General features: G+C 70.8%; 20 protein-coding genes. 7 read left to right on the top strand and 13 right to left on the bottom strand.

Translation table 11 applies throughout. From position 1 onward, the window contains the following. Positions 1 to 67: 67 nt before the first annotated feature. The gene (locus tag LZ198_RS00455) at positions 68 to 1,555 is read right to left on the bottom strand and encodes a hypothetical protein (RefSeq protein WP_253969823.1); all 1,488 of its coding nucleotides are present in this window, start codon (positions 1,553 to 1,555) and stop codon (positions 68 to 70) included. Between the two features lie 227 nt (positions 1,556 to 1,782). Between LZ198_RS00455 and LZ198_RS00450 the strand changes: the two genes are divergently transcribed. Together LZ198_RS00450 and LZ198_RS00445 are read left to right on the top strand one after the other, a co-directional pair. Then, positions 1,783 to 3,207 (top strand): ELWxxDGT repeat protein, encoded by a 1,425-nt coding sequence (locus LZ198_RS00450; protein WP_253969822.1) that lies wholly within the window; start codon positions 1,783 to 1,785, stop codon positions 3,205 to 3,207. 168 nt (positions 3,208 to 3,375) lie between these two features. Beyond that, positions 3,376 to 5,040 (top strand): FG-GAP-like repeat-containing protein, encoded by a 1,665-nt coding sequence (locus LZ198_RS00445; protein WP_253969821.1) that lies wholly within the window; start codon positions 3,376 to 3,378, stop codon positions 5,038 to 5,040. 91 nt (positions 5,041 to 5,131) lie between these two features. Here LZ198_RS00445 and LZ198_RS00440 read toward each other — a convergent pair whose 3' ends face one another. Beyond that, positions 5,132 to 8,686, bottom strand: a complete 3,555-nt coding sequence (locus tag LZ198_RS00440) for a MopE-related protein (RefSeq protein WP_253969820.1) — start codon at positions 8,684 to 8,686, stop codon at positions 5,132 to 5,134. A gap of 206 nt (positions 8,687 to 8,892) precedes the next feature. On the opposite strand from LZ198_RS00440, the gene LZ198_RS00435 reads away from it, so the two are divergent. Genes LZ198_RS00435 through LZ198_RS00425 form a run of 3 tightly spaced genes read left to right on the top strand, consistent with a single transcriptional unit; the run spans position 8,893 to position 10,236 of the window. After that, positions 8,893 to 9,048 (top strand): hypothetical protein, encoded by a 156-nt coding sequence (locus tag LZ198_RS00435; RefSeq protein WP_253969819.1) that lies wholly within the window; start codon positions 8,893 to 8,895, stop codon positions 9,046 to 9,048. A 46-nt stretch (positions 9,049 to 9,094) separates the two neighbouring features. Beyond that, on the top strand, positions 9,095 to 9,307 hold the full coding sequence (locus tag LZ198_RS00430; protein WP_253969818.1) for a hypothetical protein: 213 nt from the start codon (positions 9,095 to 9,097) through the stop codon (positions 9,305 to 9,307). Between the two features lie 29 nt (positions 9,308 to 9,336). Continuing rightward, positions 9,337 to 10,236 (top strand): bestrophin family protein, encoded by a 900-nt coding sequence (locus tag LZ198_RS00425; protein WP_253969817.1) that lies wholly within the window; start codon positions 9,337 to 9,339, stop codon positions 10,234 to 10,236. Here LZ198_RS00425 and LZ198_RS00420 read toward each other — a convergent pair. The 9 genes from LZ198_RS00420 to LZ198_RS00380 all read right to left on the bottom strand — a co-directional run bounded on the left by LZ198_RS00420 (position 10,233) and on the right by LZ198_RS00380 (position 20,803). Continuing rightward, entirely contained in the window at positions 10,233 to 10,562 is a 330-nt protein-coding gene (locus LZ198_RS00420; RefSeq protein WP_253969816.1) for a hypothetical protein, read from the bottom strand. The genes LZ198_RS00425 and LZ198_RS00420 overlap by 4 nt on opposite strands. 100 nt (positions 10,563 to 10,662) lie before the next feature. Then, positions 10,663 to 11,358, bottom strand: coding sequence for a DUF2490 domain-containing protein (locus tag LZ198_RS00415; protein WP_253969815.1), 696 nt, complete (start codon positions 11,356 to 11,358; stop codon positions 10,663 to 10,665). Between the two features lie 100 nt (positions 11,359 to 11,458). Next, the gene (locus LZ198_RS00410; protein ID WP_253969814.1) at positions 11,459 to 12,268 is read right to left on the bottom strand and encodes an alpha/beta hydrolase; all 810 of its coding nucleotides are present in this window, start codon (positions 12,266 to 12,268) and stop codon (positions 11,459 to 11,461) included. Between the two features lie 17 nt (positions 12,269 to 12,285). Beyond that, a complete protein-coding gene (locus LZ198_RS00405; protein WP_253969813.1) occupies positions 12,286 to 13,893 on the bottom strand; it encodes an amino acid adenylation domain-containing protein in 1,608 nt (535 codons plus the stop codon). A 17-nt stretch (positions 13,894 to 13,910) separates the two neighbouring features. After that, positions 13,911 to 15,041 (bottom strand): acyl-CoA dehydrogenase family protein, encoded by a 1,131-nt coding sequence (locus LZ198_RS00400; protein ID WP_253969812.1) that lies wholly within the window; start codon positions 15,039 to 15,041, stop codon positions 13,911 to 13,913. 26 nt (positions 15,042 to 15,067) lie between these two features. After that, positions 15,068 to 16,450, bottom strand: coding sequence for a TrpB-like pyridoxal phosphate-dependent enzyme (locus LZ198_RS00395; RefSeq protein WP_253969811.1), 1,383 nt, complete (start codon positions 16,448 to 16,450; stop codon positions 15,068 to 15,070). Positions 16,451 to 16,480: 30 nt separating this feature from the next. Continuing rightward, positions 16,481 to 18,238, bottom strand: coding sequence for a phosphopantetheine-binding protein (locus LZ198_RS00390; RefSeq protein WP_253969810.1), 1,758 nt, complete (start codon positions 18,236 to 18,238; stop codon positions 16,481 to 16,483). Between the two features lie 112 nt (positions 18,239 to 18,350). Continuing rightward, positions 18,351 to 18,806 carry a hypothetical protein gene (locus LZ198_RS00385; RefSeq protein WP_253969809.1) on the bottom strand — a complete coding sequence of 152 codons (456 nt, stop codon included), beginning with the start codon at positions 18,804 to 18,806 and terminating at the stop codon, positions 18,351 to 18,353. Positions 18,807 to 19,399: 593 nt separating this feature from the next. Beyond that, positions 19,400 to 20,803, bottom strand: a complete 1,404-nt coding sequence (locus LZ198_RS00380; protein ID WP_253969808.1) for a hypothetical protein — start codon at positions 20,801 to 20,803, stop codon at positions 19,400 to 19,402. Between the two features lie 720 nt (positions 20,804 to 21,523). Here LZ198_RS00380 and LZ198_RS00375 point away from each other — a divergent pair. Beyond that, a complete protein-coding gene (locus LZ198_RS00375; protein WP_253969807.1) occupies positions 21,524 to 22,297 on the top strand; it encodes a zinc-dependent metalloprotease in 774 nt (257 codons plus the stop codon). A 10-nt stretch (positions 22,298 to 22,307) separates the two neighbouring features. Then, positions 22,308 to 23,069 carry a trypsin-like serine peptidase gene (locus LZ198_RS00370; RefSeq protein WP_253969806.1) on the top strand — a complete coding sequence of 254 codons (762 nt, stop codon included), beginning with the start codon at positions 22,308 to 22,310 and terminating at the stop codon, positions 23,067 to 23,069. Between the two features lie 19 nt (positions 23,070 to 23,088). Here the strand turns inward: LZ198_RS00370 and LZ198_RS00365 are convergent, their stop codons facing one another. Both LZ198_RS00365 and LZ198_RS00360 read right to left on the bottom strand, forming a co-directional pair. Next, complete coding sequence (locus LZ198_RS00365) at positions 23,089 to 24,657, bottom strand: DUF5722 domain-containing protein (protein WP_253969805.1); 1,569 nt, start codon at positions 24,655 to 24,657, stop codon at positions 23,089 to 23,091. Positions 24,658 to 24,916: 259 nt separating this feature from the next. Next, a complete protein-coding gene (locus LZ198_RS00360; RefSeq protein ID WP_253969804.1) occupies positions 24,917 to 25,303 on the bottom strand; it encodes a VOC family protein in 387 nt (128 codons plus the stop codon). Position 25,304 lies beyond the last annotated feature (1 nt).

The following is a 25,304-nucleotide window of genomic DNA, read 5'->3' as shown; positions in this document are numbered from 1 at the left end:
GGTACGAGGAGGATGAAGAGTTATCGTCAGAATGTATCAGAAGGTTTCCTCGCACCGACAAGCCCCCTCAGAACGCGAGCCAGCGCGCGGAGGAGGTCTTGTCGCCGAAACTCCAGGTGTTCAGGTTGACTTCACGGGCCGTCCCATCGCCCACGAGGTCCTTGTAGCCACCCGCGTGGTTCGAGTCCTGGTAGAGCCGCACGCGGTGGCCGAGGGGAATGCACCACCGGACCGCGGACACCTTGTCGTTGAGGCCGTCCACGTCCTGGAAGCGGGCCCAGTTCTTCAGGTCGCGGTCCACGGAGTCGAAGATGAAGCCCCGGTCGCTGAAGTCGGAGTCGTCGTAGAAGTCGACGTAGGCGCGCGCGAGGTCCACGCCGCAGCCGACGTTGGGGACGATGCTCCGGAACTCCATCATCTTCACCGACCCGGAGGGGCCGTCGTCGGCGTGCTCGGTGGCGTAGAGGACGAGGTTGCGGTCCGGCCCCACGAAGACGCCGCCCGCCGCGTCGAGGTTGCACTGCCGGGGTCCATCGTTCGTGCAGTACAGGTGCTTCGAGGCGACCTGCTCGATGCGCAGGTGGCCGGACGCGTCCACCCGGTACAGGAAGGCGTGGTCCTCGCTGCCCTTCAGGTAGGTCCCCACCAGGTACAACTGGCCGTCGTTGCAGTCGGTGAGGAAGGTGAGCCCCTGGAAGGCGCCCCACTGTCCCGACACCAGCTCTCCCTGCTGCCACGTGTCCACGCGCACCCACCGGTTCGCGCTCGAGCGCAGGTCGGTCTCGGACGAGCGGAAGACCTCGAGCGTCTTCGCGTCGTACTGCCCCAGCAGGAGCAGGTAGCGCTGGTCCGACAGCCGGGTGAGGGACGCGGTGCCCGCATCGGAGGAGAGGCCCTCGACGAAGGCGAAGGGGCTCGGCGCCAGGCTGGTGTTGAAGTCATAGAAGGCGACGCGGCCTGCCCCCGGGCCCTGCTCCATGGGCAGGGCGACGATGTTGCCCACCGCCTGCATCCCCCCGCCATGCGCGTAGCCGTCGACGAGGGGGAGCGCCGTCACGGCCCGGTCGCTCGCGGGCGGCGCGGTGTCCTCCGGCTGGGAGATGGTGGGAGACAGCCGGTTGGAGCGCCACCGCAATCCCTCTCCATTCCGGGAGACCATGTGGACGACGTGCCCCACGTTGCCCGCGGCGCGGTCATCGCGCTTGGACAGGACCAGGATGCGGCCGGCGTCACGTGGCAGCCTTTGCACGCCCTGCCAGTGGTTGCCTCCCGGATAGGCCACGTTGAAGTCGAAGCCTCCCCGGTGGAAGCCCAGGACCTCGCCGTGGTCCCGCAAGGCATTGAAGCGCGCGGGGACATCCGGCACGCAGAGGTTGCAGTCCGGGCTTCCCCAGACACAGGACGTGTCCCCCGCGAGCGACGCCTGGAGGGGACTGGACTGCGTCTGGGTGACAGGCTCGGCGCCGGGAGGCTCCGGCTCACAGCCCGCGAGCAACGCGCCGGCCGTGACGAGGAGGGCCAGCGCCCGCAAGGAGCAGCGTCGTGACGTGGACATGGGGACTCCCTGGAAGTGCGCGTCTTCGAATCCTCCGGCGTCATGACACACCCCGCCCGCCCGACGCCAACGCGGGGGCGCGCAGCGCGAGACGGCGGCCCTCGCGTCCAGGGAGGTGACCGCTGCGCGACGGCGCGTGCGCCCCGGGGACCGTTGTCCGGGGGCGCGAAGTGGCCTGGGCTCCGGAGCGCGCGAACACGCCCTCGCGCTGACGGAGGAGAGGCCCGATGCGATACCGACGCTGGACCCTGATGGTGGTGTGCACGCTCGCGAGCTGCTCGTCGCGTTCGGACCCGTTCGACCCGGCGCGCCCCGATGAGACGCCGTTGCAGAGCGCCTGGGAGTTCTGCTCGCGGACGGCGGTCTCGACGGGCGTCACCCCCGTCGAACCCGTGCCCTACGAGAAGGCCATGGCGCCCAGCATCGGAGGGCTGGTGTTCGCCGCGAACGACGGCACGCGTGGCAACGAGCCGTGGGTGAGCAACGGCAGCCCGGGCACGGGGACCCGAATGCTGGTGGACCTGTACCCGGGGGCCCAGGGCTCGAATCCCGGGCAGTTCACCCAGGTGGGGGACCGCGTGTTCTTCGCCGCCGACGACCCGGTGGCCGGACGCGAGCTGTTCGTGAGCGATGGGACGACCGCAGGCACCCGCAGGGTGTCCGACATCTGGCCCGGCCCGGTGGGCTCGTTCCCGGACGAACTCTTCGCCTTCGAGGGACTGCTCTACTTCGCGGCGGGCGACCCCATCCACGGGCGGGAGCTGTGGCGCAGCGACGGGACGTCCTCGGGCACCTTCCTGGTCGAGGACCTGGAGGACGGCATCGAGGACTCCTCTCCCCGTGGCTTCACGCTGGGCGGCGACGGCTCGCTCTATTTCTTCGCGCGGGTCGCCAGCACCTTCACGTCCCTGATGCGCTCGAACGGAGACCCGGGCGCCGTCGAGCTGCTGCGCATCCCGAGCGACCCGGGCTTCGTGTCCCCGCTCGTGCCGGTGGACAACCAGTTGTTCTTCGTCACGGGGAGCACCACGGGCGGCCTGGTGTCGCTGATGCGGTCGAACGCGGGCGCGGCGCCGGTGACCGTGGGGCTCTTCGGCGACGTGAACGCGATGGCGGACGTCGGCGGGACGCTCCTGTTCAGCGCCACCCCCAGCGTCGGCAGCGATGACATGGAGCTGTGGCGCAGCGACGGGACGACCGCGGGCACCTGGCTCGTCGAGGACATCCAACCCGGTCCCCAGGGCTCCTATCCCGACGAGTTCACGGTGCTCGGCGACACGCTCTTCTTCGCCGCCGACGACGGCGTCAATGGCCGGGAGCCCTGGGACAGCGACGGCACCGCGGTGAAGACGCGCTTGTTCGGCAACCTGCAGCCCGGCGCGGGCAGCTCGTCGCCCGAGGAGATGACGACCATCGAGGACCACTTCTTCTTCCGCGTGGAGATCCTGTCGCGCGGCGACGAGCCCTGGGTGAGCGACGGCGTGCGCGTCACCACCGTCGCGCTGACCGAGCCCGCCCCCGGCCCCAAGTCCTCCAGCCCCCGGGGCTACCTGCGCTCCGGCTGGAACGTCTTCTTCGTCGCGGCGGACAACTCCGGCGTGCGCAAGCTGTACGCCCTGCCCTTCCGCCCCGCGGGAAGCTGCACGCCCTGACGGCCGTGGACACCGCCCGGGCCCACGCCAGCGTGTGGGCCCGGCACCGCGCAGGTGGCCCTCGTGCTCCGCCCGGCTGGCCCGCACCGGAGCCCGGGCTCCCGCGCGCCCCAGCCGTCACGCGGCGGTCACGGCCTGCCGGGCATGAAGGGCCCAGGAGGGCTCGACATGCCCCGACGAGCGGTCCCCTGGGCCAAGCGGCTGTTGTTCGTCACATGCGGCCTCGCCATGTCCTGCGATGTGACCTTCCTCCGCGAGACGGCTCCCGCGACGTCCCCGCCCCGCGAGGAGCGCGCACCCTCCCGGGGGCGCGAGGTGTCCGTGTGCTGGTCCACCCCCGGCGACGCCGGGCGGAGGTCCGCGGTCCGCGAGGCCCTCGCGAATACCTGGGAGCGCTATGCGGACGTGCGCTTCACGGGGTTCGTCGACTGCGAGCGCGCGGCCGGAGCGCCGCTTCGTGGGCCGCCGCACGCCGAGGTCGCGCTCACGCCCCCCACGACACCGGACGACGCGCCCCCGCGCCACGACGACGCGACGCTCGTCGTCCCTCCCCGCACCGCGACGAGCCGCTGGGAGCACCTGGGCGTCCAGGCCTCCGGCCAGGTCCTTTCGCTCCCCCTCCCTCCGTTCGACGAGGGGAGGTTGCGACGACGGGACATCGAGGGTGCGCAGGCCGTCCATGGTCCCTCCCGTTGGTTCACGGGCATGAAGCAGCGGTTGCTCCCCCTCATGCACGTCGACGCGGACGGGCGTCCCGACCTCGTCTACCTTCGGGACGAGCGGGGCCTGCTCGGCATCGGCGTCAACCGCGCCCTCCACCAGAACGGCGCGCCAGCCCTCACCGCCACGGAGGTGGAGGCGGAGGCGCTCGTGTGGCTGACGGGTGACGCGGACGGCGACGGCCTCACCGACGTGCTCCAGGTCGGGGGCACGCCCGCGAGTCCCTGGCTGCGCGTCTGGCGCTCGGATGGCGTGGGCCTCCAGCCACGTCCTCCCATCCCCCTCCGGGGCCATCCCCGCGCGTTCCTGTATCTGCCCGTCGACGTGAACGGCGACGGCCTGACGGACCTCGCGGAGCTGTCGCCCTCTCCCTCCGGGCTGCTCCAAGTCACCGTCCACCGCGCGACCCCGGGCCTCGGCTACGAGACGGGACCCACGCGCCGCATGGCGGGCGGCACGGACGCCCTCGACTGGCGGACGGGCGACGTCGACGGAGATGGACGCACCGACCTCTTCCAGGTGTGGAGCGACGCGGGCGAGGTCCGGCTCGTCATCCACAAGCCGGACGCCGCGGGCACCTGCTACGAGCATGGCTGGGTCGACACGTCCCGGCTCCAGGGCGCGAGCGAGGCCTCGAGGTTCTTCGCGCTCGACCTCGACGGCGACGGGCGCACGGACCTGGCCCAGGCGCGCGACGTGGACGGCCGCGTCGCGCTGCGCGTCCATCAGAACGTCCAGGGCACCCGCTTCACGACCACGCGGGAGGTCCTCACCGACGAGCCCTGGGACGCGATGGACTGGCTGACGGGGGACACCGACGCGGACGGGACGCAGGAGCTGCTGCAACTGCGCGACGACGCGGACCGGCTGCGCGTCGTCCTCTGGCGTTGGAATGGCGAGGCCTTCGAGGACGCCCACGTCCGGACCCACCTCGCGGCGCCCGCCACGGCCCTGGCCTTCCACGCGGGAGACATCTCGGGCGACGGGAGGGCGGACCTCGTGTTGCTTCGCGACGATGGCCGGGGAGGCGCGTTCGCCAGCGTGCTCGTCTACGACGGCGGCCTGAACGCGTTCAGCGCCGCCATCATCTCTCCCGGACTCGGTCCCCTGTAGGCCACCGGCCGGGACACGGGCCCTCCGCGAGGATGTGCTCTCGGGGAGGGCCTCGACCCGCGGGCGCGGGCCGCGCGCGCGGGCACCCCGCTCAGGGACGGCAGTCCGCCGGATTGCTGTCGCTGGTGTCCTTGTTGTTCAGCACGAACGGGAAGCCGCAGCCCGCGGGCGAGCCGCAGGACTCACGGCCCGCGGCGGGATTGCCGCAGCCGTCGCCGTCCCGGTCCTCGTACCAGATCTCCCGCTTGTAGACGCCCCTGTTGGTGTCGTCGCAGTCATCCGGCAGCGTGGACACGTAGTGGCCCTGGACCAGCACGTTGCCGGTGGTGGGGTCCACCAGGTTGGTGGGGTTGGTGCACCAGCGCAGCTGGAAGCCCGTGCCCGCGTGGCCGTCCTTGTCGGCGTCGCCGTACCAGAGCGGCGCGCCGCCGGAACTCTCCGGCAGCTCGGGGTCCACGTCGTTGCGGTCCCCGTCGCAGTCGTTGTCCACCTGGTCCGCGTACGCCCCCGGCTCGCAGCGCTCCGTCATGCCCGGGTTCACCTCCGGGTTGAGGTCGTTGCAGTCTCCCTCCACGGCCACGTAGCCCGCGGGCCGCGTGCAGCTCTTCACCGTGAGGGTCTTCACGCCGAAGCCGTCGCCATCCGCGTCCCGGTACCACGTGGTGCCGTCGACGGCGTTCTCCGTGTTCCCGTCGCAGTTGTTGTCCACCTGGGCTCCGCTCACCTCGCAGACCTCCACCTGCGCCGGGTTGATGCGGGCGTTGGCGTCGTTGCAGTCCGTGTGGTTGTTCACGTAGCCCGGCCCCGGGGAGGCGCAGGCCGCCACGGGCGTCCCGTTGGACTGGCCATGGCCGTCACCGTCCGCGTCCACGTACCAGTTCGTCGTGGCCAGCCCCTCGTCCACGGCGCCGTCGCAGTCGTTGTCCAGCAGGTCGCAAAGCTCCGGCGCCCCCGGCTTCACCGTCGCGTTGCCGTCGTTGCAGTCCGCGTGGCTCGCCACGTAGCCCGACGGCGCCGTGCACGCGAGCACCCGGAACGACGCGTTGGACGTCCCCACGCCGTCATTGTCCGCGTCGGGATACCACTCCCCGAGCACGCCCTCGTCCACCCGGCCGTCGCAGTTGTTGTCGCGGCCGTCGCAGACCTCCGCCGCCCCGGGGTGCGTCCCCGGCCGGCTGTCGTCGCAATCCAGGTTGTTGGTCACGTACCCCGACGCGGTGCACGCCATCACGAAGACATACGGGTTGCCGTAACCGTCTCCGTCCGTGTCCAGGTAGAAGGCGGACTTCACGCCCTCGTCCGTGTCGAAGTTGCAGTTGTTGTCCAGCCCGTCGCACACCTCGGCGCGGCCGGGGTACATGAGCGCGCCGTTGCCCGGCGTGTCGTTGCAGTCGTCGCTGGTGGCCGCGTAGCCCGCGGGCATGCTGCAGGCCTGGACGGTCTGCGTGGGCACGCCGTGGCCATCCCCATCCGCGTCCCGGAAGTAAGTCGTCAGCACGCCCTCGTCCACGCTGCCGTCGCAGTCGTTGTCGCGGTTGTCGCAGACCTCGAGCGCGCCGGGGTGGGTGCTGGCCAGCGTGTCGTCGCAGTCCGCCTTGTTGTCCACGTACTGGGGCGGCGCCGCGCAGGCGTGGACGACGTTGGCGTCCCGGCCGTAGCCGTCCCCGTCGGAGTCCGGATACCACGGCGGCCAGAGCGCCTGGTCCTCGTCGATGGCGCCGTCACAGTTGTTGTCCTTGCCGTCGCAGACCTCCGGGGCGAACTGGTGGATGGTGGGGTCGTTGTCGGTGGTGAAGCCGGGGTCCGGGTTCCCGGGCGGGGGGTCACACTCCAGGCCCACGCTGGTGTTGAGGTCGATCCACCCGGAGCTCGCGGGCGGCGCACAGCTCTGCTGCGCGGCGTTGAAGTAGACGTACAGGTCGCCGTCGTTGTCCGGGACCCACGTCTTCACGTTCACCGGGTTGGCCCCCGGGTCGTCGCCCTTCAGGCCGTCACAGTTGTTGTCGATCTCCTCCTCGGCGGAGGCCTCACAGACCTCGTCCGCGCCGGGGTAGACGTTCGCGCGGGTGTCGTCACAGTCGCCGTCGATCAACGCGCGCTTGCTGCCCGCGGCCGGCTCGCCGCACTGGCGCGAGGAGCCCACGCTCGTGCCCACCCCGTCGCCGTCGTTGTCCACGTACCAGGTGCGGGGGCCGTAGCCGAGCACCAGGGTCGCCGCGCCCGCGCTGGACAGGCCCGGAGAGCCCACCGCGAAGTCGGCGGAGCCGTCCCCGTCCACGTCCCCCAGCGCGACCAACGCGCGCCCGGTCTCGCTCGCCGCCAGGCCCGCGTAGCGCGGCAGCGTCGCGAGCGACACGTTCCCCGTGAAGCGGGTCGCCGCGCCGTAAGCCACGTACACCGCGCCCGCGTTGGACGAGTAGCCCGGCGCGCCGACGAGCACGTCCTTGAAGCCGTCGCCGTTGATGTCCCCGGGACCGAGCAGGGCCGTCCCCGCGAGGTCCTGGGCCACGCCCGTGAAGCGCGGCTGCGCCGCCAGGGAGAAGGGCGACGCCGTCGCCGTGCCGCCGTACACCACGTAGGCCTTGCCCGCGGCCGTCCCCGACGCGGGAGCGCCGATGAGCAGGTCCTCCAGGCCGTCGCCGTCCAGGTCACCCGCGCTGGCCACCGCGCTGCCCGTCAGCTCGCCCGCCACCGCGCCCGTCAGGACGAGGTTCGCCGTGGCGAAGGTCTGCAGACCCGACACCGGGCCGAAGAAGACGAACACCGCGCCCGCGTCCGTCAGGGCCCCCACGTCGTAGCGGGGCGCGCCGACGACGAGGTCCTTGATGCCGTCGCCGTTCACGTCCGCCACGGCCACCGACGTGCCCGCCTGGTAGTTGGCCTGCGTCAGGCCTCCCAGCACGCGGATGGGCGCGCTGCCGAGCTGACCATTGGAGGATGGCGTCACGGGTCCCGTGAAGGCGTAGACCGCGCCCGTGTCCGCGTACGTCGTGGACGTGTCGTAGAAGGGCGAGCCGACGATGACGTCGTCCACGCCGTCGCCGTTGATGTCACCCACCGCGAGCGCGGCGCCCGCCTGCTCCGCCGTCGTCGCCCCCCGCAGCCGCGGGTTCGTCGCGCTCAACGGCTTGTCGCCGCCGCCCAGCGTGAGGCCATCCACCGGATACGCGATGCCCTGGCTGGCCGTGTGCCCGGGCGCCCCCATCAGCAGGTCCTGCCGCGCGCCGGTGACGAAGTCACCCACCGCGACGGCGCCACCCAGCCGGTTGCCCACCGCCTCCCCCTCGTAACGCGTGCTGTAGCGGCTGATGTCCAGCGGGCTCGCCAGCGACACGACATGGACGTAGCCCTTCAGCGCCGTCGAGCCCGCCACCGCGGGCGCGCCGATGACGAGCTCGATGCGTCCGTCACCGTCGAGGTCGCCCGCGGCCAGCGCCGAACCCGTGCGCGTGCTCGCCAGCCCCAGGAAACGCCGCGCCCCCACCGGGAGCACCGTGTTGGTCGCCGCGGGCAGCTTGCACAGCGGGTCCCCCGGCAATTCCTGCTCCTGGGTGGAGGGCGCCGCGCGCCCCTCCTCGTCCGCCCCAGGTTCGTTGCATGCCGCGAGCGCGACCCCCGACAGGAGCAATATCAATCGTCGATTCACTGCCATCCCCTTGGTGAAGGTGCCCGGGAAAAGGGCGTGGCCTTTTAGATCCACACTCGGGGTATGAACACGCAATTTATTGATGACGCGCGAGACCGGAATCCCACGAATATTTTGCGCGCGCATCCAGACACCCGCCGCGCCCCACGGGAACGCTCACACAGACACTTCCAACACGGGTCAAAACCGACTTCACGGAGATGTGCATGGAGGACCTGTGCGACGACCACCAACACTCGGACTGCCGCCTGGACGCGCGCGCGCGGTGGACCGGCAATGGCTTGCTGTACGAGCTGCCGCGGGAGGACGGCCTGGGGCGCTGCAAGCAGTTCGTCGACGACGTGCGTCTCCTCCGTCAATGACTACCCGTGCATCCATATCGACCTGAGCCAGTACACGAAGGGGCGGATGGGCGACCCGGAGGCCTTCGTCGAGTGCATGTGCTTCGTCTTCAATGCCTACGTGGCCCCCGAGACGCGGAAGTACGACGACAAGCTGCCATGCGTCTGCCGTTCCAGCTTCGGCTTCAAGGGGGCCTCGAGCCGCGCCGACACGCGGGCCTTCGAGCGGGCGGGCCTGGTGCCCACGGTGTCCGCCATCCTGTCCCCCGAGTCCCTGTGACGCCGGCCCGGGCGTGATAGAGGGGCGGCATGATCGTCCGCCCTCGTCTCCACTGGCTCCGGATGCTGTTCGTCTGGCGGGGCTCGGTGGTTCCGAGAATCCTCCCCCGCCTCCTCTTCTTCCTGGTCGTGTCGTGCGTGGCGGTGTTGCTGGAGCCCTGGCGCTTCCGCCTGGAGCCGGGCCCGCTGGGGTTGCTCGGCGTGGCCCTGGCCATCTTCCTGGGCTTCCGCAACAGCACCGCCTACGACCGCTTCTGGGAGGGCCGGAAGCTGTGGGGCTCGCTGCTCATCGTCTCGCGCTCGTTCATGCGGCAGGCGCTCACCCTGCCCGCCCCCGCGCTCACCCAGGACGAGCGTCGCCGGCTGTGCGATCGGCTCCGCGCCCTGGCCCTGACGCTCAACCACCAACTGCGGCACAGCCCCATCCCCCTCGACACGCTGCCCCCCGGCGTGCGGGAGCAGGTGGTCACCGCGAACGAGCGTCCAGCCCAGGTGCTCCAAGGACTGGCGGAGGAGATTTCACGCCTGCGACAGGAAGGACGGCTGGGCGAGCTGCTGGTCGCCTCGCTCGACGACAACCTCAACCGGCTGTCGGAGGTCATCGGCGGGTGCGAGCGCATCGCCTCCACCCCGATTCCGTACGTGTACAGCGTGATGCTGCACCGCACCGTCTACCTCTACAGCCTGCTGCTCCCGTTCACGCTCTCCAGCAGCCTGGGCTGGTCCACGCCGCTCATGTCCGTGTTCGTGTCGTACACCTTCATCGCGCTCGACATGGTGACGGCGGAGCTGGAGGACCCCTTCGGCACCGAGCCGAACGACCTGCCCCTGGACGCGATGACGCGCACCATCGAGCGCGCCGTGCTGGAGCTGGCCGGAGAGCCGCTGCCCCCCGCCCTCCAGCCGGACGCGAACTTCGTCCTGACCTAGGACGCCCTCTCGCCACCACGGGGCGTCTTCAGCGCATCCCCCGTGGCGTCGTCCTCGGTGTTCGAGCCCGTGGTGGCGTCGAAGTCGCGGTTGTCGTGCGGCTCGATGTCCCCCGGTGAATCCCGCTCGTCCGGCGTCGGGCCGCCCTTCAACCACCCCGACTCCGAGGAGCCGCTCCCGCCCGTCCCTTCGCCGGCACGCTCGCAGGCCTCGTCGTCCGTCTGCTGGCGCGCGCCGTCGACGCGGGTGGGGGCTTGCTCCTCCGCCCGGCCCACCCCGCTCCAGAGCGCGAACGCGCCCACTGCCGCCATCCATGGAAGACGCATCGAATCCCTCCCTGGATGGAGGGTGTGCACCCCAGGGGCTGGCGACAGTCCGACCCGGCCCGGCCCGGCAGGCGGGCGCGCGGCCCGTGCCGTCCCCTGCTCACATGAAGTTGAAGGGCGTCGCCACCGACAGGGTGTGGATGAGCTGATCCGTCTCCTTGGTGGGCCGGCGGGTGTAGACGTTGAGGTAGCCGACCTCGAGCGCGGAGTGCTTCCCCAGCTTCCAACCCGCGCCCACGAAGGCGCGATTCATGTCGAAGCCGGTCCGCGGCCCTCCCTCTACGGTGTTGAGGTGGAAGAAGACCTCGTCCCAGACAATCAGCGACAACCGCGATTCGAACGCCATGGGATAGGCGCCGCGCAACAACAGGCGCGTGCGGAGGGAGACGTCGGTGGTGCCCGGGAGGAACCGCTGCTCGAAGCGCGCGCGCACGGTGGCCTTCAGCTCGCCGAGCTTGGGGGTGTAGAGCCCCTGCTGGAACAGCCGGCTCTCGCCCTGCCGCAGGGACGGGTTTCCCTCCTCCCAGGCCCAGAGGGGAATCCACGCGTAGCCCAGCCAGAACGACAGGTCGTGCAGCGCCCGGACGCCGCCCGCGGAGCGGAAGATGACGCGGCCATCCTGCTTGCTGACGCGCGGCTGCGCCTCCAGGTAGTACAGGAACGGCTCGGCGATGGGGCCCTGCGCCGACAACACGTACCAGAACTGCGCCTCCGAACTGACCGGCCGGGCCTGCACGGCGCGGACGGGGACGAGGAGCAGCAAGCCAATGAGGACGATGAGGGTCTGCGAACGCATGGTGCCCGGCGCTAGAACACGCCCGGCGTCCCCATGCCAGTGTCACGCGGGGCACCTATCCCAAAGAACACGCGCCCTGCCGGCCGCCGCCTCCGCGTCGTCACCCCCCGGACGCGAGCAGTCGCCCCAGCACCCGGGGGGCCGCGCGCGCCGCGTAGTCCCAACCGTGGTCCCCCGGACATTCGTCATAGGTATGTGACATCCCCGTGGTGACGAGCAGACGATGCATCCGGCGGTTCATCTCCACCACGCGGGGATGGTCCTCGGTCCCCACCTCCAGGGCCAGCGTGAGCCCCTGCCCCGCCGCCGCCTCGACCAGCCGGCCCGTGTCGTAGACGCGCCGGACCTCGCTGCCCGGCGGCCCCCAGACGCGCTCGTGCTCCTGCTGCGTCGGCATCATGCAGGCCCCTCCGCGCAGCGCCGCGTAGGGGTCCCCCTCGCGCTCGGACGCGAAGAACGCCCCGGCGATGGCGAAGGCCCGGGGGAACAGCGCCGGGTGGCGCAGCGCGAGGTGCACCGCGCCAGCCCCTCCCATGGAGAACCCGCCGACGAGCCGTCGCCGCGCGTCGCATGACACCGGGAAGGAGGCCTGGACGGCGGGCAGGAGGTCCTCCACGAGGTAGTCCTCGTAGCGCCGACCGGAGACATCATTCATGAACCAGCGCCGTCCGCTCTCCGGGAAGACGAAGGCCCACTCCTCGCCGAAATGCGCCAGGAAGTCCCCCGCCTGACGGGCCCAGGAGAGCCTGTCTCCGCCGAAGGGATGAAGCAGGAAGCAGACCGGGAAGCCGCCCGCGGGCGCGCGCCGCGAGGGCACCCGCACCCAGGCCACCTTCCTCCGGCCCAGCGCGGGGGCGTCGTGCTCGAACTCATGGCCCGCGAGGCCCTCCTCCCACCGAGGTGTCAACATCGTCTCGCTCCCTGGGCTCAGACGCCCTCGACGGCGGGTGACGACAGCTCCACGGCGGGCGCGCCCCCTCGCGCCACGTGCTCCAGCACGGCCCGGGTGTCGACCTTGCCCCGAGGGGTCCGGGGCAGCGCCGGCAGACACACCAGCCTCGACGGCACCATGTAGGGCGCCAGCCGCGCGACGCAGTGGGCGCGCAGCGAATCCAGGGTCACCTCGGCGTCTCCGCTCGGGACGACGGCCGCGCCCAGTTGCTCCACGCCGCCCTCCTCGAAGACCACGGCCGCCGCCTCCACCACGGCCGGGTGCCCCAGGAGCGCGTGCTCGACCTCCTCCAACTGGACGCGGTAGCCCCGCACCTTCACGAGCCGATCCCGACGCCCGAGGAAGACGAGCCGGCCGTTCTCGAAGCGGGCGATGTCGCCCGTCCGGTAGAACGCGCCCCCCTCCGGCGCCGCCACGAAGCGCTCCGCCGTGAGCGCATCCAGCCCGCGATAGCCCTCCATCACCGTGGGGGCGTGGACGAGCAGCTCCCCCTCGTCTCCCTCCCGCGTCGCCCCCTCCAGGCGGATGCGCGCATAGGGACATGGCAACCCGATGGGCACCGGCCCTGGCGAGGACAGGTCGTCCGGTCCGATGTCGTGGAACGTGAAGACGTTCGTCTCGGTGGGGCCGAACCAGTTCGACACCCCGCACCCCGCGGGGAGCCACCGCGCCAGCTCCCGGAGCCCCGGCTTGGGAATCACCTCGCCCGCGAGCACCACGTGGCGCAGCGCGGAGCCGGCCAGCTCCCGCAGGGGCGACTCCGCGTCCGGACGCAGCAGGACGGAGGGCACCGAATACCAGACGGTGATGCCGCTCTTCACGATGAAGCGGCAGGTGCGGGCCACCTGCCCGAACAGCCACTCCGGCACCGGCACGAGCGCGGCCCCCACCCGCGCCGACGCGAAGAAGTCGAAGATGGTCAGGTCGAACGACGGCGAGGCGTGTTGCGACAACACGTCCTCCGACCGGAGGCCGAGGTGGCGGGCCCCCCAGTCCACGAACGCCACCGCGCCGCGGTGGGCCTGGATGACGCCCTTCGGCTTCCCCGTCGAACCCGACGTGTAGAGGATGTAGGCGATGGAGTGCTCGTGGACGGGCGCCGCCTGGGGCAGCGGCTCCCGGGCGAGCGCCTCGCGCCACGCCACGCGCTCCACCTCCCGGGTCCACGGAGCGGCGAGCTTCGCCACCACGACCTCCTGGCGCGGCGACCCCTCCCCCGCGCGGCCCTCGCCGCGGAGCAGCGCGTCCGCGACCTGGCGCGTGGCGATGAGGTGACCGGGCTCCGCGTCCGCCAGGATGAGCCGGGCCCTCGCGGCGGGGGTCGCGTGGTCGATGGGGACATAGGCGCCACCGGCGAGCAGCGTCCCGAAGATGGCGACGGACAGGTCGACCCCCTTCGGCAGGCAGATGGCCACCCGGCCTCCCGGGCGCAGCCCCGTCTCCACCAGACACGTCGCCAGTCGCAGGGCCCGCTCGAGCAGCGCGCCATAGGTCAACTGCGCCGCCGGGGTGATGAGCGCGGTCCGGGAGGAGAACCGGGACGCGGCCTCCATGAGCAGGGTCGACAGGGTCTCTGGATGCATCGCGGTTTCCTTCCCTCTCAGCAGGCGAGCCCCAACTCGGAGGCGATGATGACCTTCTGGATTTCGGAGGTCCCCGAATAGAGGATGCCTCCCAGCGCGTCGCGCAGCTCGACGCCCACGTCCGAGCCCTCCATGAACCCCATCCCGCCGTGGATGCGGAAGGCATCCGTCCCGGAGGCGAGGGCCGCCTCGCTCACGTACAGCTTGGTGAGGCTGGCCTCGCCCGCCGTCAGCGCGCCCGTCGCGAGCCGGGCCGCCGTCTCGCGCACGAGCAGCGCGGACGTGCGGTAGCGCGTCAACATGTCGACGAGCCGCGCGCCCACCTGCTGGTTCGCGCCGATGGGGCGCCCGAACTGCCGGCGCGTCTTCGCGTAGTCGAGCGCCGCGAGGAACTGCCGGCGCATCACCCCCAGGTGGAACCCGGCCAACAGGCCACGCTCCCACAACAGGGCGTGCTGGAACACCGCCGCCCCCCTTCCGGGAGGACCCAGCATCGCGCTCCGCGGCACGCGGACCTCGTCGAGCCCCACGGAGCCCACGGAGCAGCCATGCATGCCCAGGCGCGGCTCATCCAGCCCCACGTGCACCCCGGGCGTGTCGCGCGGAACCAGGAACGCGCTGATGCCCCGGTAGTGCAGACGCGGGTCCCGCGTGGCGAGCACCAGGAACCAGTCCGCCTCGCGCGCGTTGGTGATGAAGCACTTGTCGCCGCGCAGGAGGAAACCCTCTCCTTCGGCCCGGTACCGCGTCCGCAGCGACATGACGTCCGAACCCGAGCCCGGCTCCGTGGCCGCGAGCGCGCCAATCGCGGTGCCGTCCCGCAGCGACGGGAGCAGCCGCCGTTGCGCCTCGTCGCCGAAGCGCAGCACCGCCGAGCAGAACGCGAAGCAGTGCGCGCCCAGCCCCAGGGGGAAGCCGCCCCCCTTGCAGCCCATGCCCACCCCCTCCAGGACGCAGAGCGCCGTCTCCACGTCCAGGGCGCCCTCGGGGATGAGCAGCTCGAGGAGGCCGAAGCCCGCCGCCTTGCGCCAGGACTCCCGGAACCACGCCTGCGCGTCGGCCCCCGGACGGGGCGCCCCCAGGGACTGGCCGAACGTCCGCGCCGCCTGAAACTCCGGCGTCTCCGCCGGGAGGACCTCGCCTTCCATGACCGACTCCTGGGTGAGAGGGGGCGTCAGCGGGCCGCCGCGGCGACGCGCGTGTTGAACTCCTGGACGTGGCGAAGGCTCTCCGACAGGAGCGCCTCGTTCGGGGAATCCGGCTCGAGGGTGTCGGCGCGCAGGCGCTCGTAGGCGCTCAGGTCGAACAGCCCGTGACCGCTGATGTTGACGAGGATGACGCGTGGCGGGCCCTCCTCGGGGGCACGCCGCGCCAGGTCGAGCGCTCCCGCGATGGCATGGGCGGACTCGGGCGCGGGCAACAGGCCCTCGCACTCCGCGAAGAGCAGCCCGGCCGAGAGCGCCTCGCGCTGGGGCACGGCCATGGCGTCGAAGCCCTTGTCCGCGAGCATCGCGCTGAGGAAGGCGGACGTCCCGTGGTAGCGCAGCCCGCCCGCGAAGATGGGAGGCGCGATGTAGTGACTGCCCAGCGTGTACATCCGGTTGATGGGCGTGGTCCCGGAGAAGTCGTTGACGTCGAGCGCGTAGACGCCCCGGGTGAGCTTGGGGCATGCCGCGGGCTCCACGGCCAGCAGGCGCACGGAGCGCTCCCGCTCGCGCGCCGCGCGCAGGAAGGGCAACCCCACGCCCCCGAAGTTGCTGCCGGCCCCCATGCACGCGACGACATGGTCCGGGAACTCCCCGAGCGCGCCCATCTGCTCGACGGCCTCGCTGCCGATGAGCGTCTGGTGCAGCAACACGCAGTTCTCCCCGCTGCCCACGGCGAAGCGCACGCGCTTGCCGCCGTGGGCGACCTCCAGCGCCTCGCCGGTGGCGATGGCCAGGCTCCCCACCCGGCCCGGGTCCCGCTGCGCCGCCTTCCGGCCGACCTCCGTCGCGTCGCTGGGGCTCTCGTGGACGGTGGCGCCGAACAGCTCCATCATCGCGCGGCGCTGGGGCTTCTGGCGGAGGCTCGCGCCCACCATGAACACCGTGCAGCGCAGCCCGAACAGCCTGCACGCGTGGGCCAGCGCCGTGCCCCACTGACCCGCGCCCGTGCCGGTGACCAGCTCCTCGATGCCGGCCCGCGCGTAGTAGTAGGCCTGCGCCAGCGCGGAGTTGAGCTTGTGGCTACCCGACACGTTGAGCCCTTCGTACTTGTAGTAGATGCGGGCGTTGGCCCCCAGGCGGCGCTCCAGCTCGCGCGCCCTGCGCAGCGGCGTGGGCCGGTACTGGGAATACAGCTCCAGCAGCCGCTCCGGAATCTCGTGGTACGGCTCGCGGGTGCTGTGGGACTGCGTCACCAGCGAGAGCGGCTGCTGGGGAACGACGCTCACGCGCCGAGCCCCCGACTCCAGCAGGGCCGCGGCCTTGGGCACGTCGTGCTCGGCGTACCGGGGGAAGTCGAAGAGGAAGTTGCACCAGTGCTTCGGGACGGAGGTCACCTGGGCTTTCGACATGACGTTCACTCCTCGGGAGACGGCGCCGACCTACGCGCGGGTGAGGCCCTCGACGAAGCGGACCAGGTCGCCCACGGTGACCAGCTCCGCGTCGAGCAGGTCCTCGTCGTCGATCTCCCTCGACAGCTCCTTCTCCAGGGTGGCCAGCAGTTGCACGAACTGGAGGGAGCTGATGGCCAGGTCCGCGTACAGCTCCAACGACTCGTCCGGTTCGCCCGTCGCCTTGAACGCCGGAAGCACCCGGGCGAGCGCGGCGCCGACCACCCTCCGGGCCACCTCCCCGCCGTCGAGCGCCAGCAGGTGGAGCACCCCGAGCTGCTCCGCGAGCTTGCGCCGGACACCGACCGCGACCCGGTCGAGGTTGACCACGGGCCGCAGCTTCCCGGAGGGCTCCCGCCGGATGGCCTCCGCGCGATGGGTGAGCACCTCCACGCCCTCCCCCAGGATTTCCCGCAGCCGGGCGGTGGTCGGCTCCACGTTCGCGGGCTCGAAGCCCACGCCCGGCACGTACTGCATCACGTACCGCGCCGGGGACAGGCCGATGAAGCGGTACTGCGCGTGCGGCAGGTGGTCCTTGATGGCCCCCAGGACCTGGAACGTCGTGACGGAGCGGCCATCCGGAGGCTGGAGCAGGTCCGCCTCCTTCCCCTCCAGGCCATCCAACGTCGCGCACGCGAGCGTGGTGGTCACGGCGACGGGCGCGCAGGGGCGCGCCACGTCCCCGATGTCGTAGCGGAGGAGCGGCATGGTGTCGTTCAACAGGTCCGTCACCACCAGCCGTGACAGCTCGCCGGGCCTCGCCGCCCCTGTGCCCTCCCGCCGGAGGAACTCCAGATGCAGGCGGTCGGACTCGGCGTGCAGCGGGGCGTCCTTCTCCGCCTGCCACGCCATGAAGCCGAACTCGTTGCTCGCGTAGATCTTCAGCGGTTCGCAATCCAAGACCTGGCGGATGGCCTCCGCGCCATCCAGGGGCAGCACCTCCGACGTGGTCCAGACCTGGCGGATGGAGGGCAGCCGCAGGCCCTCCTTCCCCATCCAGCGGGCCAGCGCGGCGACGACGCTCGCGAAGCCGACCAGGCTCTCCGGCGCCAGCTCCTCCAGCGCCTCGTAGAGCTCCGGGGGAGGCAGCAGCGAGTTGACCGTATAGGCCTTCTGCGCCCCCTGGGTCTTCGTCTCCATGGGAGGTGAGTCGGAGCCTTGCCGCTTCGCCCTCTTGGGCAGGGCGGTGAAGCGCTGGGTGTGGTCCTTGGGCTCGCGCACCTCCGTGCGCACCCCTGCCCCGGGGGAAGAGGCCTCGCCCTGGGCGCTCGTCGATGCCAGCTTCCGCTCCTCCTGGGGCGTGCGGACCACGAAGTCCCAGGGGAAGAGATAGGTCAGCTTCTCCGGCTCGTTCGACACGAGGTGGTGATGCGGGCGCTGGAAGCGCCACTTGCGGAACGCGAAGACGCGACCGTCCAGCAGCAGGGAGAAGGGCACGCCGGTGCTCCCGCTGGTCGGACGGCGGATCAGCTCCGACGCCTTGTAGCGGGAGCTGAGGATGCGGTGCTCTCCGGCAGCCTGGAGCTGGGACTTGCTGACGACGGGCAGCCGCTCGAACCACGCGAGGAACCCAGCCCCCGAGGGGACAGGACCGAAGGGGGCGTAGAGCTCGCGGTAGAAGGGCACGTGCTCCACGGCGGAGAGCACCCGCTCCCGCAGCAACTCCAGGGGCGAGACGGGGAGGTAGCCGATGGAGCCTCCCTCCACTTCCTGCATCGCTGCGGCGAGCGCCTGTTCGGTGTGGTGCATGGGATTCGCGTCCTCTGAAGCGGAATGGGCGGAAGGCTTCGGAAGGGGACCGCATGGGCGCCACCCCGGCGTCCATGCGGCCCCGGTGACTCGGCTTCAACGCGCGGCGGAGCTAGGACTCCTGGTCCTTCCTCGCGACCTGCTTCTTCGCGCCCGACTGGCGGACCTGGGCGGTGCGGCCCAGCGACTGCTTGTCGCCCGCGTCACCGCCGCCGACCAGCGCGGCGCTCCGGGCGAGCTTGATGCTCTTGCGCGCGCTGAACTGGCGCAGTTGCATCGGCTTGGCGAGCGTCACCCCGTTGGACGCGGACGAGCCGCCCTGGACCGCCGTCAGCTTCGTGGCGAGTTGCTTCGTCGCCTTGAGCTGACGCAGCCGGCCCTGCCTGGGCAGACGGGTCTCCGCGCCCTTGGTCGACGCGGTCGGCGCGGCCGCACGCACCGCCAGGGTGCTCTTCTCCCGGAGCCTGCGGACCTGCTTCGCGCGTCCCACGCGAGGCTGTACCGTCCCCGTGCGAACGGACTGCTCGGGGCCTGCTCCGGACGTTCTGTCATCATTGCGTTTGTTCATGCTGCCTCCTGACTGCGGGTGATACACCTCGGGACGAACAGGGCAGACGACGAGCTCGAGGGCGCGCTCGGAACAGCGCCCTTTGATGACGCAAGGATTTGTCTTCCCGGGACACGCCCGCGACCGCCGCGCGAGCAGCGATTGACGGTGCGCATTTGTCTATCGAACCGACCCTGGACTTCAAACCGTATATCCAGGAATTCGTCCATGACACGACGTCCGTCACGAGTGACCCTGGCCAGGGATTGAACGCGAGCACCAACCTGCCAGGACAGCTCCGCCAGCGCGCGCCCCGCGGCACGCAATGACATGCATCCCGCGTCTCACCCAGGCGAATCACCCGGACGACTGGTTTTCAAAGACGCATCAGGTCACGTCCAGCGGGACGCCGCCACGGATGCCTTTCACCGCGCGAAGCGCTGACATCGCGGGTCGTCGAGGCCGCGGCGCGAGTGTCGGCTGCCGAGCATCAGCCCGCATCCCCCGAACGCGCCACGAGGAATCACCGGCGCCTGGCGGCCGGGGCGCGGAAAGACAAAGCCCCGGGGCACCCGACAGGCGCCCCGGGGCTCGTCGTCAGGAGCGAGGCCGCGCTACTTCGCCGGCACGGCGGAGCGCGCGGGAGCCTGCGCCTTCGCGGGCACGGGCGCCTTCACGGGCATGGGCGCCTGGGCGGGCGCGGGCGTCTGGGCGGGCGCGGGTGACGTGGTGGCGGGCGCAGGGGCCACCTGGGCGGGCGCCGGTGCTGGTGCCGGTGCGGGCTCCGGCGGCTTCGGGGCGATGACGGTGATGGTGTCGCCCGTCTTCTCGACGACGTGGACGCTGCCCGGGGAGAAGCGCTGGAACTCCTCCAACGTCGCCGGGGCATAGTCGACCGGGGGATGCGCGTCGTCCTTCAGCACCACGCGGTAGGTCCCGCCGCGCTCGCTGCGCTCCCGCTCACCCTTGGCCAGGGGCTTGACGGGCCGCAGCTCGGCCTCCGTCGGCCAGCGTGTCTCGAGCGTCGCGCCGGTCGCGTTCACCTTGCGGTCGAACTTCCACTGCCACTCCTTCCAACCGAACCACGTCGCGGAGTGGGCCTCGGTCCGATAGCGAGGCTCCTGGCGCGAGCGGCGCTCGTCGACGTAGCGCGGCACCTTGCGCGTCTTGCGCACCGAGCAGTAGCGCGTCGTGCAGCTCCTCCCGCCTCCGGTGCAGGTGGTCTTGCAGGTGGCGAAGCCGTTGCGGTTGCTCGTACACGTCTCCTTGCACTTCTCGGGGGTCGTCTGGCAGTCCTCGCCGCACGCCTCGCGCTCCGTGTAGCTCTCGGAGTCGTAGCCTCGCTGGACGCTCTCGGTGAAGTAGACGGTCTCGTGGCCCACCAGCACCTGCTCGTCATGGTGGTGGCGCTTGCCCCGGGACTGGACCTGGAGGGCCTTCGCGGGACGGTCCTCCGCGAAGCCCTCCTCGTCGACGAGCTGGTAGCGGTCCACCGTCACCGTGTGGGCCCAGGACACCTCGCGGACGGTGAGCTTGCGGGACCACTCCGGTCCGTTCCTCGCCGCGGCCTGCTCCGTCGGCTCAGTCGTCTTCGAGCCCGACGAGTTCATCAGGCAGGGGCAGCAGCACCCGAAGAACACGACGAGGAGCACCAGCGCGGTGCACCCGCGTCGGCGCTTGAGCTTGCCCCACAACGACTCCGCGCCCTCGGGCGAGTCAGCCGAGGCCGGCCCGGGGTCCGGCAGCGGGGGGACGGAGGCGCCGCAGTTCCGGCAGCTACCGTCCAATGCCCGCTGGTCGCTGTCGCAGTAGGCGCAGCGCCAGTTGGGGCCCGCCAGCGCCATGCGCAGCAGCGCCTCGTCCGTCACCGTCGCCGCGGAGGCCGTGTCCTCCGGCATTTCGTACCGCTCGCTGCCGTCCTTCGCGCTCTTGCAGTGCTGGCACACCATGTGGCGGCCCAGGTTGCGATGGTCGCAACTCGAGCACCGCCAGAACATCTCGATCTGCCGCTCCGACATTTCCTTGAACTCCCCCTCTGAGGCACGACGCCGCGCCCCAGCGCCCCCTATAGCACCCCGCGCCAGGACGCGTGCCCCGGATGCCGGGCTCGCGCGGGGAGCGGGCCCGCCCGGAGCGGCGCCGAGGCCCCCGCCCGGGCCGGAGCAGGCGACGTGCCACCGGGCCGTGGCGGCGCATGTATCATCCGTCTCGATGTTTCACCCACGCGCGCCTCCGTCCCCGCCCACCGCTGGCACTGCCAGCGCGACGCCCGTCATCACTCTCCGCGCGAACGGCGCTGGGACGATCCGTGGCGTTCGTATTCCTTGGCTCACGGTGAAACATGCGCACCGCGTCGCGAGCATCGACGCCAACGCACGGCGGCGAGCCGAACATTCGTTCACGCGCAGGCGCGCGCCGGGCCCTGTCTCATCGCGGGTATCCACGACCCCAGGGCAATTGACTGATTCAAAGACACCCCCTGTCCAAAATCCAGGCGCCCCCCTCGATGGGCCGAAAGCACCGTCAAACCAGCCGCTTACCGCGCCCGCTGTCACGTCCCTTTACGAGCGGGCACCCCCACCTGGAGCACGGACACTCCAGGCCTTTCTTTTAAAGCTAGGTTTCCCTCTCTTGAACTGGGAATGGCCCGACAGTTGCTCACAGGCCCGGCACGCCGTCCGCGGCTGATGGAAGGTCAGGCGGCGGCGTGTCCCCCCGTTGCATCAGAGGAAACTCAAATGTTCAAGAGAGCGGCAGTCCTCGCGGTGAGCTGTGGCGCGCTGATGGCCGGTTGCGGAAACGACTCCGCGCCGCAGAGCCAGAACGAGGAGATCATCTCCAACCTGGTCGAGGCGGGCTTCCCCCTCAACGACATCATGGAGGCGGATGGCCAGGTGTACGTGGGCCGCGACAGCCACGTGACGCTCGAGGCCTCGCGCGAGATGCTGCAGACGGACCTGGTGACCCAGGAGCAGTACCGCACGACCAACCTGGTCACCGGCACGAAGAAGATCTGCATCAACCCCACGTCGGCCTTCAACGCCAACGCGCGCCTGAGCGCGGGCCTGGACGCCGCCATCCTGAACTACAACCAGCGCGGTCTGGTGCTGACCTTCGCGCGCGGCCCCACCACGGGCTGCAACGCGAACATCACCGCCGCGACCACGACGGGCGCGGGCGGCTCCGCGGGCTTCCCCTCCGGCGGGCAGCCCTACGGCACCATCAACATCGGCACGGGCCTGAGCAGCTACAGCGCGGCCGTGGCCGAGCACGTCATCACCCACGAGATCGGTCACTGCATCGGCTTCCGTCACTCGGACTACTACAACCGCGCCATCAGCTGCGGCGGCTCGGCGACCAACGAGGGCACGGCCGGCGTGGGCGCCATCCTCATCCCCGGCACGCCCAACACGGCGACCGTGGGCGGCTCCATCATGAACTCGTGCTTCCGCTCCACGGAGACGGGTAACTTCACCAGCAGCGACATCACCGCGCTGAACTACCTGTACTGAGAGGACCCGCGTGCCCCATGAATCCGTTCTGACCTCGTGGGGCGCGCGGTTGGCGGGCACCGCGCTCCTGGTCCTCGTGGCCTGTGGCGAGGACGCGGTGCCCCCGGCTCCCCAGGTCTGTGAGGAGCCGGAGCTTCCGGAAGTGAGCGGCCAGGCCCAGTGTGGCCCGACGCTCGAGTTCACCCCTGTCAACCGCTACACCGGCCTGTTCGCGGACGTCGTGGACCGGGAGGACGCCGTCGTCTTCATCGACGGGCGGTGCACCGGCACGCTCATCGAGGCGAGCGCGGGCCCCGTGGTGCTCACCGCGGGCCACTGCGTGGGGCTCGGGGACCGCTCGGTGCTGGTGTTCAACTTCGAGGAGGACCCGGACGGTGACGAGCTGGTGACGGAGGGGACCGTCATCGAGCGGTCGGAGTCGCCGGACTACGCGCTCATCGCGCCGGACACGCTCCCCGCCGTCACCCCGACCCTGCTGTCCACGGTGCCCACGGAGAGGCTGGCCATCATCCAGCACCCCCGTGGACATCCCAAGGTCATCGCCGAGGGACGGTTCCTCGACTCCTGCAACCAGCGCCTCTACTACACGGACCTGGACACGCTGGTGAGCAGCTCCGGCGCGGGCGTGCTCAACCGTCAGGGCTACGTGGTGGGCATCCACACCGACGGAGACTGCTCGACGGACGGCGGCGGGGCGAACCGGGGCTGGACGACGCGGTCCATCGTCGACGCGTCCGAGTACCTCGTCGACGAGGACATCGTCGAGCGCTGAGGCCGTCCGCCCCGAAAGCTCACGGGAAGGCGTAGCCCAGGAGCTGCTCCGTGACGTGTCCCTCGCAGTTGGCGGCGGGGGAGACGAAGTGGTCCAGTCCGGAGGTGGTGCGGCAGCGGTAGAGCGGCGCCGAGCCCGCCACCTGCGAGGTGTGGATGTAGCCCACCGGGCCCATGGCCATCTGGCCCTCGCAGTTCACATCCGGGCTGATGAGGTTGTGGTCGCCCACCCGGCACTCGTACAGCAGGCGGGTGCCCGCGACCGGGTCACGCCACAGGCGAACCGAGCCCTCCGACGTGAAGCCCGGGGGCGGGAGCCGCGACGACACCCAGTGGCCCTTCGTGGTGTGGTAGCTGCGTTGCAGCCGCGTGTACGGCAGGTTCTCGAAGCCGCACGACAGTTGGGGCGGGTTCAGGTCGTTGCGGTTGGCCAGCGCCCAGGTCCCCCACGAAGGCTTCGGGCTGCCGTCCACGCGGCGCAACCCCAGCATCAGCCCGGCCTCCATCGTGTTGTCCACCAGCCGGTGGTAGATGTAGTTCTCGATGCCGGGCGTCCCCAGCACGTTGCGGAAGGAGTCGCAGATGGCCGCCTGCTGCGCGCTCTCCGAGGACTGGGGCGAGGCCGAGTGGACGCCGCTCTCCGTCAACTGGATCTCCCACGTGTGCGGCCGCGACGGGAACGTCTTGCGCAGCCAGCCCGCCAGGATGCCGATGTTCCCGTAGGTCACGTGCGGATAGTCGAGCGCGGAGAACTGCGGCTTGAACAGGTCCGGCGCGTACGGGTGATAGGCCACGCGCCACGCGCGCGAGCCCACGCGCGCCGCGAAGCCGGTCAGGAACGTCTCGCCGGAGAGGATCGGGCTGTCGATGGCCGGGAAGTCGAAGTGCGAGCCGAAGTGGTGCGTCAGGGGGATGAGCACCTTCGCGGAGGGCTGCCAGGTCATCACCTGGTCGTAGGCGGCGTTGTAGTTGGCGGCGTACGTGTCCAGCCACGCGGTGACGTTGCACGCGCCCGCGCCCTGGCCACAGCCGATGTCGAACCACTCGTTGGCGTTGACCTCGTTGTGGATGACGAAGTCCGCGATGCGGCCGTTGCCGCCGAGGCCGTCATAGCGCTTGGCCAGCATGCCGACGAAGCGGCCATAGTCCGCCGGGTCGTTCGGCGCGCAGAACATGGCGAAGTCCGGCGTGGTCGGAGTGCAGACGCGCCCCGTGCGCGCCCAGGCCGGCACGCCGTACACCACCGCCGTCACCACCAACCCGCGCGCCGTCCAATCACGGATGGCGTTATCCGTCCGGACATCCACCGTGAAACAGCGCCCGCCGTACTCCACCTGTCCGGCGGAACAGGGCGGCAGCTTCACCTCCGGCTCCCAGGCCAGCCAGACCAGGTTCATGACCACGCCGCCCGTGTTGTTGCCCGCGACTTCGTCAAAGTTGGTCCAGAAGTCCGGCTGGATGCTCTTGATGCGGTATGCGCTGCGCGTCGGATAGGGCAGGTCCGCCCCCGACTCCGCCGGCATGCCCAGCACCACCGCCAGCGCGAGCGCCAGCACGACACCGCTCCAACGCTTCAATCCCAGATGCATGTGTCCCCTCCCGAGCGAGACGGGCCCGCCGGGAGGGACCATTCCCTCACATCAGGAGGAACCGTCGACGCGCGGCCCTCATGACATGGACTCCCAGACAAACAAAAGCCCTTCTGGAGAGGACTTCACGTTGGAGTGCGGGACCCACATCCCAGAGACTGCGCTCTCGTTGTCTGAGATTGCCGGAGGCTGGAGCGGCGCTGACGCTGCCTTCGCGCCAGTCAAATCATTGCAGCGCCACTTCACCCTGGCGGAGGCATCAGTCGATGCGCTCGGAGAGTTCGACGAGGTTCAGGTCGGGGTCTCGGAGGTAGACCGAGCGCAGCCTCCCCGTCGCCCCGGTCCTCTCCACCGGCCCCTCGACGATGGGCCATGAGCAGGCCTTCAGGTGTTCGATGACCTGGTCGAGGGGAACGGTGGTGATGAAGCACAGGTCCAGGGCGCCCGGCACGGGAAGGTGCGCATGCGGGCGAATCTCACGGCCACGCACATGGACGTTGAGCTTCTGCTCGCCGAACCGGAAGGCCAGCCGGTTCTCGCCGAAGGTCTCCAGCCGCATGCGCAGAATCTGCGTGTAGAAGCGTGTGGTGGCCTCCACGTCGACGCAGGTCAGGACGAGGTGGTCGAGCTGGGCGATGAGGGACATC

The sequence above is a fragment of the Myxococcus dinghuensis genome (genome assembly GCF_024198235.1).
Taxonomy (GTDB): domain Bacteria; phylum Myxococcota; class Myxococcia; order Myxococcales; family Myxococcaceae; genus Myxococcus; species Myxococcus dinghuensis.
The sequence above is the reverse complement of the archived record's forward strand: the minus strand, read 5'-3'. Positions and strand labels throughout refer to the sequence as shown.